The following is a 12,030-nucleotide window of genomic DNA, read 5'->3' on the forward strand; positions in this document are numbered from 1 at the left end:
GCAGCGGCGAGGAGCGTCAGGACCCCTGGGGCCAGGTGTCGCGGACGTCCGCTCCGCCTTCGACGACCTTCTCCGGGGTGTCGGTCAGATCCGTCCAGGAATCCTGGGGACGGTAGCCCAGCTCGAGGGTCGTGTTGGTCAGCGACCAGCGCCGGTTGGGATTGTCGGAGATCGCGTAGTACAGCCCGAACCGCACCTCGGCCTCGATGGCGCGTCGCACCACGCGGGCGCAGTCGGAAGGGCTCAGCCACATGGCGCGCAGGACGTCCTCGTCGGCCTCGAGCGGATCCTCCGAGACCCAGCCGATGCGCAGTGCGATGAAGTCCAGGCCGTGCTCGTCGTAGTAGAAGCGGCCCAGGGCCTCCCCGAAGATCTTGGACACGCCGTACAGGGAATCGCCGCGCTGGATCTGATGGGGGTAGACCGGCCACTCCTCGTGGCGGTCGTACATGCCCATCGCGTGGTTGGAGGAGGCGAAGACGATGCGGCGCACCCCGGCCTCACGAGCGGCTTCCAGGACGTTGCGCAGCCCGATGAGGTTCGCCTCCAGCACCAGATCCCAGCTGGACTCGGGGGAGGCGGCGCCGGCCAGATGCACCACGGTGTCCACGCCGTCCATCATCGCCACCAGCTTGTCGTACTCGGCGAGGTCGGCGACCTGCAGCTCGGTGCCCGGCGGGGCCTTCTCGGCGCTGCGGCCCTGCAGCACCAGGTCGTAGTCCTGCTTCAGGTCCTCCGCCAGGTGGGAGCCGACGCCCCCGGTCGCTCCGGTGATCAGTACGCGCTTCGTCGAGTCACTCATGCGGCCATTATGGGTCGCGGGGCGCCGGCACGGAACCGCGCCGACCGTGCGGATCGGAAGCGTGCGGACCGAGGGCGTGGGGTCCGCCGCTGCGCGGACCGCAGGGGCGAGCGGGGGAGAGGGGCTGGTCAGGCGCCGGGGGCCCGGCCGTCGCGCGACCCCTCGGGCTCGTCCCCGCGCCGGCCGCCGTCGGCATCGCCGTCCGTATCGCCGTGCTCGGGCATCGGCCGGATCTCGCGGCGCATCCGCTCCATGCGGTCATCGAGATCGGTGGCCACGCGGGCGGCGTCGTCGAGCTCCGCACGCAGGTGGGCCGGGAGCTGCCGGCGGTACTTGTAGGAAAGCTTGTGCTCGGTGCTGGCCCAGAAGTCCATGGCGATCGTGCGCAGCTGCATCTCCACCGGCACATGCTCGGTGTGCTCGGAGAGGAAGACGGGCACGCGCACCAGCAGGTGCAGCGAGCGGTACCCGTTGGGCTTCGGCTCGGCGATGTAGTCCTTGACCGTGAGCACCTCGAGATCCGGCTGCCGGCTGAGCATGTCCGCGATCCAGTACACGTCCGAGACGAAGCTGCAGGTGATGCGGATCCCGGCGATGTCGTGGACCCGTTCCCGGATGGCCGCGATGGTCATGTCGCCGCCGGTGCGGACGGCCTTCTCCAGGAGGCTCTCGGTGGACTTCAGGCGCGAGCGGACGTGCTCGATGGGGCTGTAGTCGTGGATCTGCTCGAACTCCTGGCGCAGCACGTTGACCTTCGTCTCGACCTCGTCGATGCCGAACTGGTAGTGCATCCGCAGCCTGGTGAACTCCTGGTGGACCTGCTGGAGCTGCGCGGTCAGGAGCTCTGGATCGTCCTGGCTCTGCAGCACGCGGTCCTGCCGCGCACGCACGAGGTCGCGCACCGTCTCGGTGGGGTCGTCGGCGCCCGGGTCCAGCTGTTCCATCCACGTGGTCCCTTCGGGGGAGGTCTGAGCCCTCCCGACCCTGCCAGATCCGCCTGAGCGAGTGGTGGGACCGTCCCGGTCGCCGCGTCGATGGGGACGCCGCTCAGCTCGCGGGCCGCCTCTGCTCAGGGCTCTGCCTGGCCCACCATGTGCCCGTGGTCTCCAGCGAGTTGAACGTGTACACGTGCAGGCCCTCGAGCCGCAGGGCCGGATCCTCGAACGCCGGGGCCAGCTCGGTCAGCAGCGCATCGGGGCTCCAGGACCCCGGGCCCAGCAGGTGCCGGATCCCGGATCGGTGGCTGCCCAGCAGGCGCAGCGACGGCCCGACGCCGACCTTGCCCGCGATCCGCAGCAGCCGTTTCATGCCCGTCGGCGCCGCCACCCCGGGACGCACCGGCAGCTCGATGCCGTGCTCACGGACCTGCCGCGTCCAGCGCAGCAGCGGCTGCGCGGAGAAGCACATCTGGGTGACCAGGTAGGAAGCGGTGGCCGCCTTTTCCTGGAGCAGACGTATCGCCTCCTCCTCGTCGACGAACGGGTGACCCTCCGGATGCGCGCCCACGCCCACCGTGAACCCGTGCGCGGTGCCGGCCATCGCGGCCAGCAGGTCCGAGGCCCCGGTGAAGCTCCCGGCGGGCTCGGCCGCGTCCCCGGCGATGACGAACACCTCCCCGATCCCGTCGGACTCCAGGCCCGTCAGGATCGTCTCCAGAGCGGACTCGCCCGGCACCTGCCGCGCGGCCAGATGCGGGATGGCGGTGAATCCGAGAGAGGAGAGTTCTCGCGCCGTGGCCAGCGTCGCCTCCAGGCCGTGGCGCCCCGAGGCCGTCACGGTCACCCGTGAACCGGCCGGCAGCTGCCGGGCCGCCTCCTCGGCGACGCCTGGCAGCGGGATCACCTCGAACTGCGGGGCGTCCGTCATGGCCACCGGCCACGGCGCGGAACTCTCAGGCTGCTGTGGCGCCACTGCCGGACAGCTCCTTGACGTCGCTCTTGGGCAGCTCCTTCGTCGGGTCGATGAACGGCTTGGGCACCACCACGGCTGCGACGGGCTCGGAATCCGAGACGCCACCGGCCCCGGTGGGTTCGCCGGTCTGGACGGTGAACTCGGTGCCCAGGTCCGAGAGTCCGGCCGGGACCAGTGCGAGGCCGATGTTCTTGCCCAGGCGCGGCGAGTGGCAGGCGGAGGTGACCTCGCCGACCCGTTCGCCGTCGTGATGGACGGGGAAGCGATCGATCATCGACCCGTCGTTGTACGAGCCCAGCTCCGGGCCGGCGATCTCGAGGCCGACGAGCTTGCGCTTCGGCCCCTCGGCCTTGATCCGGGTCAGGGCCTGCTTCCCGATGAAGTCCGCCTCCTGGTTCAGGTCGACCATCCAGTCGTAGCCCATGCCGACCTCGAAGGGGTTGGTACCCACGGTGATATCCGCACCGTGGGCGAGCATGCCGCCCTCGATGCGACGGATATGGCAGGGGCCGATCACCTTCATGCCGTAGGGCTCACCGGCCTCCCAGACCAGCTCCCACAGCCGCTCGGCATCACGGGAGGCGTTGTGGACGTAGATCTCGTAGCCGATCTCGCCGGTGTACCCGGTGCGCGAGACGGTCACGTCGATCCCGTCGATCTGGAAGTCGTGGAGGTAGTAGTACTTGATGTCGGCGACGGCGTCCCCGAGCAGATCCCGCAGCACGGCGTAGGACTTCGGGCCCTGGACCTGGACGGGACCGACGTCGATCTCCTCGATCTGCACGTCCATCCCGGCGTAGGTGGCGACGCCGCGGGCCCACAGCAGGATGTCGCTGTCGGCGAGGGAGAGCCAGAAGCGGTTCTCCTCGACCCGCAGCAGCACGGGGTCGTTGAGGATGCCGCCGTGCTGGTCGGTGAGGAAGACGTACTTGCACTGACCGACCTTGCACTTCGACAGGTCACGCGTGACGAGCAGGTTCGTGAAATCGAAGGCGTCCGGCCCGGAGATCTCGATCTGCCTCTCGACGCCGACGTCCCAGAGGGTGACGCCCTCCAGGAGCGCCCAGTACTCGGCGACCGGGTCGCCGTAGTGGCGGGGGTGGTAGGTGTGGTTGTAGACGCTGTACTTCGCGACCCCGTGACGCCTCGATGCGTAGAAGAACGGGGACTTGCGAAGACGCGGGTAGAGCAGCATGCCTGGGTTCTGGTTCACGGTCATCGTGTGCCTCCAATATGCGTCCGTACTCCACTGTGACACCATGGATGCGCTATACGCAATGCTTTGCGTATAGCGCAACGATCGCGGCGACGTCGGTCGGACGGGCGCTGCGAGCAGGCCGTATCAGCAGGAGGGATGGAAGGAATCGCATGCCGGGAACGGGAACGGTGCAGTCGGTCGAACGAGCGGCGCAGGTGCTGGAGATCCTTGCGCGCGACGGGCAGTCGGGCGTGGGGCAGATCGCGCGCGAGCTCGACGTCCACGTCTCCACGGCGTCGCGCCTGCTGGGGGCGCTGGAGAATCATGACCTGGTCGAACGTTCCGAAGCGGGCTCCGTCGTGCAGCTCGGGGTCGGCGTGCTGCGGCTGGCGGCCTCGACCCGCTCCGGGCTGGACCTCACCGACCAGGCGGGCCCGGTGTGCGACGCGCTGGCCGAAGAGCTCGGCGAGACGGTCAACCTCGCCGTCTACCGCTCCGGATCCGCCGTGAATCTCTACCAGGCGGAAGGGACCCGGACGGTCGCGCTGCACAACTGGGTCGGAGGACGGACGGTCCTGCACGCCACCTCCAGCGGGAAGATGCTGCTGGCTCATCTGCCTCGCGACGAGTCCGAGCCCTTGATCGCCGCCGACCTGGAGCGCTTCACCGAGCGCACCATCACCGCGCCCGACCTGCTGCGGCGGGAACTGCGGATCATCCGCGAGCGCGGCTGGGCTCAGGCCGTCGAGGAGTTCGAAGACGGGCTGAACGCCGTCGCGGCCCCGATCTACGGCCCCGAGGGCACCGTGATCGCCGCGCTCTCGGCCGCGGGGCCGACGTACCGGCTCGCCCCGGACGAGCTGCCCGCTGCCGCCGAGACCCTGCTGGGCGGGGCCCGGGAGATCTCCCGACGGCTCGGGCACCGGGTGGAGGTCACCGGCTGAGACGAGGAGTGCCCTCTGCGTGCCGCACTCAGGCCTTCATCCGGGTGTCCTCGGGGTCGAACGGGGGCGTGCGCCCTACGGTCAGCACCGAGACGGGGTGATGACCGCCGAGATACTCCACCTGCAGCCGGGTCCCCTCGCTGGCCAGCTCCGGCGGCAGGTAGGCCATCAGCAGATAGCGGCCCAGCGACGGTGCCGGGCCGGCGGAGGTGACGTAGGAGCGCCGACCGCGGGCGTCGACGATCGGGGCGCCGTCCGGCGTGAGGACGGGCTCGCTGCCGGTCATGAAGCGCGGTGGCGTCCCGTCGGCCGGTGGCTCGAGGGCGAGGGTGCACAGTGTGGTCGCCGGGCCGCTCTCGCGTGCCTCGAGGTAGGCCTGCTTGCCCACGAAATCCGGTCGCTTGACCTTCGGCAGTGCCAGCCCGGCCTCGACCGGGTCGTACTCCGCCGTGAGCTCGGCTCCCATCAGTCGGTAGGCCTTCTCCATGCGGCCCGTGGTGCCGTACACCCCGATGCCTGCGGGACGGACTCCGTGCTCCTGGCCGGCCTCGAACAGCATGTCCCACAGGCGCAGACCGTGCTCGCTGGGGACATGGATCTCCCAGCCGAACTCGCCGACGTAGGAGATCCGCAGCATCGAGACGGGCACCGAGCCGAGCTCGACGTCCTGCGAGGTGCCGAAGCCGAAGGCGGCGTCGGACAGATCATGTGTCGTCAGCGACGAGACCAGCGCCCGTGCCCGCGGGCCCCAGACACCGACCGTGCTGAGGGCCGAGGTCCGGTCCTCCAGGTGCACGGTGCCGTCGGCCGGCAGGTGGTCGCGCAGCCACTTCAGGTCCCTGCTGCCCTCGGCGCCGCCAGTGATCACCCGGAACTCCTCGGGCCCGCGGCGCACGATGGTGAGGTCACAGCGGAACCCGCCGGCGGGGGTGAGCATGGGGGTGTAGACCACGCGCCCGACCTTCACGTCGACCTTCGCCATCGCGAGATGTTCGAGAAGGGCGAGGGCGCCGGGCCCGGAGATGTCGAAGATGGCGAAGGCGCCGAGGTCGATCATCGCGACCCGCTCGCGCATCGCCAGGTGCTCGGCCTCGATGATCGGGGACCACCACCGCGCGTCCCACTCGCTGTCGCGCCGGGTGATCTGCCCGGTGTACTCCTCGACCAGGTCGGCGTTGGAGGAGTACCACTGCGGCCGCTCCCACCCCGCGGCCTCGAAGTACTCGGCCCCCAGCGCGTCGGTGCGCGGATGGAACGGACTGGTGCGCAGGGGGCGATCGGAGAGCCATTGCTCCCGGGGATGGCTGATGCCGTAGATCTTCGGGAAGCCCTCCGCGGCGCGCGCGAGCACGTGGGCCTGGGTGCGGGCGGCGGGGTGGAAGCGGGCGATGTCGGATCCGTGGTGGTCGATCTCGCTGACGCCGTCGGTGATCAGCTCGGCGAGCATGCGGCCCACCCCGGCGCCTTCCTTGATCCACACGGCCGCCGCCGACCACAGTCCGCGCACCTCGGGGGTCTCGCCGACCAGCGCGCCGCCGTCGGGTGTCACCGACAGCAGCCCGTTCAGGGCCGATTGACGGGGCGGCTCGGGGTCGGTCAGCAGCTGAGGGAACATCTCCCGTGCGTGCTCGAGCTGCTGGGTGAAATCCTCCTCGGTGAACGGGAAGGAGGTCGGGGAGGCCTGACCCGGCGCTCCGTAGGGCGGGATCTCCTCGGGACGGTGCAGCAGCGGCCGGTGCGCGTAGGAGCCGATCTCGAGGTCGGGCCCGCGCTGGCGCTCGTACATCAGGCAGTCCATGTCCCGCAGCAGTGGGAAGCTGATCCACTCCTCGCTGCGCTCGAGCTCGGGGATGGGGCCGACGTCGATCATCTGGTGCACGGCCGGGGTGAGCGGGATCGATGCCCCGGCCAGCGCGGCGATCCGTGGACTCCAGACGCCGCAGGCCACGACGACGAGCTCGGTCTCGATCTCGCCGCGGTCGGTGACGACGCGTTCGACCCTGCCGGAGGTGACCTGGATGTCGGTCACCTCGGTCTCGGGACAGACGGTCAGCGCGCCGAGATCCTCCGCGTACTGGCGGAAGAGGGCGCCGGCAGCCAGCGGGTCGACGATCGCGCCGGTGGGCGTGTGGAACCCTCCGATCAGGAGGTCCGCGTTGCAGTACGGCACGAGCTCCTGGATCTCGGCCGGGCTGATCAGATGCGCCTCGACGCCCCAGGATCTCGCCGAGGTCATGCGGCGGGTGAGCTCCTGCATCCGTTCCTGGCTGCGGGCGACCTCGATGCCGCCGCAGATCGAGAGCACGCCGAGCTCCTCGTACTGCCGAAGCGAGTCCACCGTCAGGTCGGTGACCTCCTTGGAGTGGTCGACGGGGAAGACGAAGTTCGAGGCGTGCCCCGTCGAGCCGCCCGGGTCCGGCAGGGGACCCTTGTCGATCTGGACGATGTTGCGCCATCCGAGGTCGGCGAGATGCCGGACAGCGGCATTGCCCACCACCCCGGCCCCGATGACGACGATGTCTGCGCGGTCCGGCAACTGTGCCATGGCGTCCTCCCGAACTCTCCGTGGGTATCCTCAAGATATATCAGCGAGGGGAGTGACGCCATGGGTTCGGACGACGAAGACCGCGACGACGACGACCGCGACGGTCGGGGCGGGGCGCTCGACGGCCTGACGGTGCTCGTCCCGCCCGGGATCACCCCGGCGTCGCTGTCACAGATCGCCTACTACCGCATCCGAGATCTGCTGGTCACCCTGGCCCTGCCGCCGGGGTCCGGGCTCGATGAATCCGAGCTCCGTGACCGGTTGCAGCTGGGCCGGACCCCTGTGCGCGAAGCGGTGCGGCGCCTGGCCGACGAAGGGCTGGTCACCGTCTATGCCCGTCGCGGGATGGTGGTCGCGCCGGTGGAGGTGCGCGATCTCAAGCACGTCTCCGAGGTGCGGGTCGACCTCGAGGGGCTCGGCGCCCGCCTGGCGGCCGAGCGAGCCGACGTCGAGGACCGGCGCCTGGCCGCGGAGCTGCTGGCGGAGATCGAGCAGGCCCGACATGCCCAGCAGGCCCAGACTATCCGCGCACTGATCCGCACCGACCAGCGCGTCCACCACTGCGTCCATCGCGCCACGCGCAATCGCTACCTTCAGGACACCCTCGGCACCTACCTCACTCTGAGTCTGCGCCTGTGGTTCCTCGGCCTGGAACGGGTCCAGCGCCTGGACGAGGCGGTCGACGAGCACGTCGATGTCCTCACCGCGGTGATCGAGGGCGACGCGGACCGCGCGGAGCAGGCGGCGCGCGCCCACGTCACCGGCTTCTGGCAGGAGATGCGCGAGGTCCTCATCGAGTGACCCGCGCCTCCGGCTCTCATGGTCGTCACAGCCGTGAGTGCGTGGGCATGGGGCCAGGCGGTCATATTCGGCGACCGGTCCGGGCCTCCCAGGCTTCGGCCAGCAGCTCCGCCAGCTCGTCCGGGCAGATGCGCTCGAGGCGCACCAGCACGCTTGCGTGCCCGCGATAGTGCGGCGTGGTGAAGAACGCGGCGGGGTCGGCAGCCAGCAGCACCTCGCGCTGGTCGAGGTCGGAGCGCCAGCAGACCAGGACGCCGGGTTCCTCGTGCATCCGGGCGAAGATCTTCCCGGCCGCATAGAAGGCCGGGGTGCCGTATGAGGTCTTCTCCGTGACCTGCGGCAGCGCCATCGCCAGGCGCCGCACGTCCGATTCGTCGCTCACCGGCGGATCCGTTCCGGATCAGGCCTGAGCAGATGTATCGGCGGGGACCGGTGTCTGCTGATAGAGGGCGAGCCGCCACCGGCCGTCCCGCCGCGTGTACGTGGAGGACATGAGGGCGTTGAAGGGTTCCTCGTCCCCGCGGAATGCGAGCGCCGAGTAGACCACGATCGCTGTCTCCGCACCGGCGCCGATCAGCCGTTCGTCGCGAATCGCGTAGCGGTCCCACGTCGGGGCATCGCGCAGCGAGGAGATGACGCTCTGCCGGTCGAAGACGTAGCCGTGGGCCAGGATCATGACGCCGTCCTCGGTCATGATCTCGCCGTAGAAGTCCGCCCCGGTGCCGTCGCAGAGCGCGCCCCAGCCCTGGTGCTCGAGTTCGAGCAGTTCGTCGATGTCCATGCTTCATCATGGCCGCGCGCGGCACACAACGGCAAGAAGGCGTTCCTGGTGAGCGCGACGCTGGCGCCGTGAAGTCAGCTTGGGAGCAATCGTGCCGTCCAGAGCGATCTCCGGACGGCACGTTGGACCTGTTTCCGCAGGTCAGATGGGGTGATCGACGGGATTTGAACCCGCGACCGCCTGGACCACAACCAGGAGCTCTACCAACTGAGCTACGACCACCATGTGCGAACCGTGGCCCGCAACGAGAGACGAGCATACCGTCTCCGAGCCTCGAACACCGCCTCCAGAGCGCCGGTGAGCATGTGAGACGCATTGCACCGGGCGTTCATGGGGCGGAGACTGCACCCATGATCGTTGCCTTCTCCATCCAGCCCACCGGTGAACCCTCCGACCCCGCCATCGCACGCCGGCTCACCGACGACGCCGACAGTGCCAGCGTCCACGATGCCGTGGCCGCCGCCGTGCGCATCGTGCGCGACTCCGGCCTCCCACATCGCACCTCCTCGATGTTCACCGAGATCGAGGGGGAGTGGGACGAGGTGATGGACGTCGTGCGGCGCGCCACCGATGAAGCGGGCCGTTACGGCTCCCGCGTCTCGCTGGTGCTCAAGGCGGATATCCGTCCCGGCCGCACCGGTGAACTCGACGGGAAGATCGATCGGCTCCAGACGGCCATCGACCGGCTCGACGAGAGCTGAGACGACGCCGCCGGAGCGGCGTCGTCCTGTCGAGCGGCTAGCGCAGCGACCGGCTCAGAGGTTCGAATCGAGCTGGCCGTCGGCCAGAGCCGCCGCAAGCGTCGGCGTGACCGGCAGGCGGGGGATGAGCGTGGCCTGGAAGGCGTGGTAGATGTCCGGCTTGCCGGGCCACGTCACGCCCTGGGGCTCGTTGTCCGCATCGAGCTCGTGGAACCAGGAGCCGCCGTCCGCGTCGAGCAGGTAGGTGGAGATGTACTCCCACCACTGCTCGTAGCGCTCGGCCCACACGCGATCGCCGGTGACCTGGTACATCACGGCAGCGGCGCCGACGGCCTCGGCGGCGACCCAGTGCATCCGCTCGCGGGCCACCGGGGTGCCGTCCCAGTCCACGGTGTAGACGAAGCCGGGCGCTCCGTCGGCGCCGAAGCTGGCGGCGGACTTCTCCATCAGCGCGGTGGCGGCCTCCAGCATCCACTCCGGCGCCTGCCCGTCGGCCGCGATCAGTGCGGCGCGCCCGTGCAGCACCAGGCGGGCCCACTCGATCCAGTGGCCGACGGTCGCGCCGTAGGGCCGGAAGGGGTGGTTCGGCTGGTCGCGGTTGTAGTCCAGCAGCGGGTTCCAGTCGGTGTCGTAGTGCTCCGGCAGGGCCCAGTCGTTGGCGCGGGCGAACTCGTCGATCGCGCGCGTCATGATGCCCACGGCGCGGTCCAACCAGCGACGCTCACCGGTGACGTCGGCCGCCGCCAGCAGGGCTTCGACCGTGTGCATGTTCGCGTTGATCCCGCGGTACTCCTCGCACTCGGTGAAGGTGCGGTCGAAGGTATCGACGCTCATGCCGGCGGATTCCTCGAAGAACTTCTCGTCGAGCACCGCGAGGGCCTCGTCCAGCAGCTCCTGGGCACCGGGACGGCCGGCGGCGAGAGCGGAGGAGGCGGCCAGGACCACGAAGGCGTGCGCGTAGGCCTGCTTGGAGTCGTCGACGGGCTTGCCGTCGGCCACCGAGGCGAACCAGCCGCCGTGCTCGGCATCGAGGAAGACGCCCCGCAGCGAGGCGACGCCGTGGTCGGCGAACCGGCCGAAGTCGGGCCGACCCAGCAGGTGGCCGAGGGCGAAGCTGTGCGTCATCCGGCAGGTGATCCACAGTTCGGAGGGGCGCGAGAGATCCGGGGCGCCGTCCTCGTCGAGCCAGGCGAAGCCGCCGTCCTCGCGGACCGATTCCGAGCCGAACACGAGCAGCTCATCGCCCTCGCCCTCCAGCCAGGTGCGGTGTGAGAGGCGGTCGAGCCAGGGGGTGTGGGGGCCGGGCGCAGGGGTCACGGACGTCTCCTCGGTGAGTTCGAAGGTGCGGGACGCCTCCTGCGCCTGGGCCGTGGTCGGGCCCGGCTCGGCGGTCAGCAGCACCTGGCGGTAGTACTTCAGCTCCTGGATGGACTCGCGGATGTCGGCGAGGGCGCGGTGGCCGCCGTGCTTGGCGGGGATGTTGTAGTAGACGCGGGGGAACCAGCGCTTGGCGAGCTCCTTGAAGCTGGAGACGTCGATCGTGCGGTACGACAGCCAGCCCGCGAACACCGGCAGGTCGCGGTCCAGGAAGACGCGGTCGGTGCCGACGCTGTTGCCCGCCAGCGGTGCCTTGCCCGGCTCGGGGCAGAACTCCTGGACGTAGGCCAGACACAGCTCCTCGGCCTCCTCGAGGCTCATTCCGGCATCGAACTCGTCGATGAGTCCCGAGGTGGTGTGCATGTTCACCACGAAGGGATCCATGCCCTCGACAGCCTCGGCCGGAGGCTTGATGACGAGGTCGATGCCCTCGCCGAGGATGTTCAGATCGGCGTCGGTGACGAGGACGGCGATCTCGACGAGCGCGTCGCGCTCCCTGTCGAGGCCGGTCATCTCGCAGTCGACCCAGATGATGCGGTCGTTGATGGCGCGGGAGGAGGTGGATGTCACCGGACCACACTATCGCGGGCGCGCGAGGGCGGGTCGGCTCTGCGACGGGCACGCCGACGGATCTCCTCGACCGCGCTGAGCACCAGCAGGACGGCGACCACCACCAGCAGCACCCACGCCTCAAAGATCACCGCGAGGGCAGCGGCGAGCACCAGCGCCAGGAGATAGACCACGTTCAGGACGCGGACGGAGACCCCGAGCAGGCGGGCCCCGAAGCGTCCCCGCAACAACCGGAGCGCGAGCAGGAGGGCGATGCCGCCGACCGTGAGGGCCTTGATGATCATGGGGGCTCCTCGGGAGTCGAATGCTCGGGCTGATGCTCGGACACTGGACGCGCCCGCCCGCTCGCAAGAGCTGCGCGGTGCCTCGACGCCTCAAGCCATGGACCGTCCTCGAGCGT

12 protein-coding genes and 1 tRNA gene are annotated in these 12,030 nt (G+C 69.8%); 3 read left to right on the forward strand and 10 right to left on the reverse strand.

Annotated elements, in window-relative coordinates; translation table 11 throughout:
- Nucleotides 1–16 precede the first annotated feature (16 nt).
- The 4 genes from ACFQRJ_RS04630 to ACFQRJ_RS04645 form a co-directional block, all read right to left on the reverse strand.
- Nucleotides 17–802: an NAD-dependent epimerase/dehydratase family protein gene (locus ACFQRJ_RS04630; RefSeq protein ID WP_377017530.1), complete on the reverse strand. Its 786-nt coding sequence runs from the start codon at nt 800–802 to the stop codon at nt 17–19.
- Between the two features lie 128 nt (nt 803–930).
- A complete protein-coding gene (locus tag ACFQRJ_RS04635) occupies nt 931–1,746 on the reverse strand; it encodes a GTP pyrophosphokinase family protein (RefSeq protein WP_377017532.1) in 816 nt (271 codons plus the stop codon).
- Nucleotides 1,747–1,849: 103 nt separating this feature from the next.
- Nucleotides 1,850–2,713, reverse strand: a complete 864-nt coding sequence (locus tag ACFQRJ_RS04640) for a methylenetetrahydrofolate reductase (protein ID WP_377017534.1) — start codon at nt 2,711–2,713, stop codon at nt 1,850–1,852.
- A complete protein-coding gene (locus ACFQRJ_RS04645; RefSeq protein ID WP_377017536.1) occupies nt 2,694–3,932 on the reverse strand; it encodes a glycine cleavage T C-terminal barrel domain-containing protein in 1,239 nt (412 codons plus the stop codon). The genes ACFQRJ_RS04640 and ACFQRJ_RS04645 overlap by 20 nt, the downstream gene beginning before the upstream one ends.
- Before the next feature lie 149 nt (nt 3,933–4,081).
- Here ACFQRJ_RS04645 and ACFQRJ_RS04650 point away from each other — a divergent pair, with 149 nt between their 5' ends.
- Nucleotides 4,082–4,855 (forward strand): IclR family transcriptional regulator, encoded by a 774-nt coding sequence (locus ACFQRJ_RS04650; protein ID WP_377017538.1) that lies wholly within the window; start codon nt 4,082–4,084, stop codon nt 4,853–4,855.
- 28 nt (nt 4,856–4,883) lie between these two features.
- Here the strand turns inward: ACFQRJ_RS04650 and ACFQRJ_RS04655 are convergent, their stop codons facing one another.
- A complete protein-coding gene (locus ACFQRJ_RS04655) occupies nt 4,884–7,400 on the reverse strand; it encodes an FAD-dependent oxidoreductase (protein WP_377017541.1) in 2,517 nt (838 codons plus the stop codon).
- A gap of 60 nt (nt 7,401–7,460) precedes the next feature.
- Here ACFQRJ_RS04655 and ACFQRJ_RS04660 point away from each other — a divergent pair, with 60 nt between their 5' ends.
- Entirely contained in the window at nt 7,461–8,201 is a 741-nt protein-coding gene (locus tag ACFQRJ_RS04660; protein WP_377017543.1) for a GntR family transcriptional regulator, read from the forward strand.
- Nucleotides 8,202–8,262: 61 nt separating this feature from the next.
- On the opposite strand, the gene ACFQRJ_RS04665 is transcribed toward ACFQRJ_RS04660, so the two are convergent.
- The 3 genes from ACFQRJ_RS04665 to ACFQRJ_RS04675 all read right to left on the reverse strand — a co-directional run bounded on the left by ACFQRJ_RS04665 (nt 8,263) and on the right by ACFQRJ_RS04675 (nt 9,204).
- Nucleotides 8,263–8,583 (reverse strand): MmcQ/YjbR family DNA-binding protein, encoded by a 321-nt coding sequence (locus ACFQRJ_RS04665; RefSeq protein WP_377017545.1) that lies wholly within the window; start codon nt 8,581–8,583, stop codon nt 8,263–8,265.
- A gap of 18 nt (nt 8,584–8,601) precedes the next feature.
- The gene (locus tag ACFQRJ_RS04670; protein WP_377017548.1) at nt 8,602–8,982 is read right to left on the reverse strand and encodes a nuclear transport factor 2 family protein; all 381 of its coding nucleotides are present in this window, start codon (nt 8,980–8,982) and stop codon (nt 8,602–8,604) included.
- A gap of 146 nt (nt 8,983–9,128) precedes the next feature.
- Nucleotides 9,129–9,204, reverse strand: a tRNA-His gene (locus ACFQRJ_RS04675).
- A 128-nt stretch (nt 9,205–9,332) separates the two neighbouring features.
- Here ACFQRJ_RS04675 and ACFQRJ_RS04680 point away from each other — a divergent pair.
- Nucleotides 9,333–9,683, forward strand: coding sequence for an MTH1187 family thiamine-binding protein (locus ACFQRJ_RS04680; protein ID WP_377017550.1), 351 nt, complete (start codon nt 9,333–9,335; stop codon nt 9,681–9,683).
- A 54-nt stretch (nt 9,684–9,737) separates the two neighbouring features.
- Here ACFQRJ_RS04680 and orn read toward each other — a convergent pair whose 3' ends face one another.
- Both orn and ACFQRJ_RS04690 read right to left on the reverse strand, forming a co-directional pair.
- Nucleotides 9,738–11,630, reverse strand: coding sequence for an oligoribonuclease (orn, locus tag ACFQRJ_RS04685; RefSeq protein WP_377017553.1), 1,893 nt, complete (start codon nt 11,628–11,630; stop codon nt 9,738–9,740).
- The gene (locus ACFQRJ_RS04690; RefSeq protein WP_377017554.1) at nt 11,627–11,914 is read right to left on the reverse strand and encodes a hypothetical protein; all 288 of its coding nucleotides are present in this window, start codon (nt 11,912–11,914) and stop codon (nt 11,627–11,629) included. The genes orn and ACFQRJ_RS04690 overlap by 4 nt, the downstream gene beginning before the upstream one ends.
- Nucleotides 11,915–12,030 lie beyond the last annotated feature (116 nt).

Origin of the sequence: Brachybacterium sp. GCM10030252 (assembly GCF_042666535.1) — a bacterium.
In the GTDB taxonomy this organism is placed as follows: domain Bacteria; phylum Actinomycetota; class Actinomycetes; order Actinomycetales; family Dermabacteraceae; genus Brachybacterium.

Coding starts and splice junctions, on each gene's coding strand:
- ACFQRJ_RS04630 (WP_377017530.1), bottom strand. CDS start 802: ATGAGTGACTCGACGAAGCGCGTACTGATCACCGGAGCGACCGGGGGC.
- ACFQRJ_RS04635 (WP_377017532.1), bottom strand. CDS start 1,746: ATGGAACAGCTGGACCCGGGCGCCGACGACCCCACCGAGACGGTGCGC.
- ACFQRJ_RS04645 (WP_377017536.1), bottom strand. CDS start 3,932: ATGACCGTGAACCAGAACCCAGGCATGCTGCTCTACCCGCGTCTTCGC.
- ACFQRJ_RS04650 (WP_377017538.1), top strand. CDS start 4,082: ATGCCGGGAACGGGAACGGTGCAGTCGGTCGAACGAGCGGCGCAGGTG.
- ACFQRJ_RS04655 (WP_377017541.1), bottom strand. CDS start 7,400: ATGGCACAGTTGCCGGACCGCGCAGACATCGTCGTCATCGGGGCCGGG.
- ACFQRJ_RS04660 (WP_377017543.1), top strand. CDS start 7,461: ATGGGTTCGGACGACGAAGACCGCGACGACGACGACCGCGACGGTCGG.
- ACFQRJ_RS04670 (WP_377017548.1), bottom strand. CDS start 8,982: ATGGACATCGACGAACTGCTCGAACTCGAGCACCAGGGCTGGGGCGCG.
- ACFQRJ_RS04680 (WP_377017550.1), top strand. CDS start 9,333: ATGATCGTTGCCTTCTCCATCCAGCCCACCGGTGAACCCTCCGACCCC.
- ACFQRJ_RS04690 (WP_377017554.1), bottom strand. CDS start 11,914: ATGATCATCAAGGCCCTCACGGTCGGCGGCATCGCCCTCCTGCTCGCG.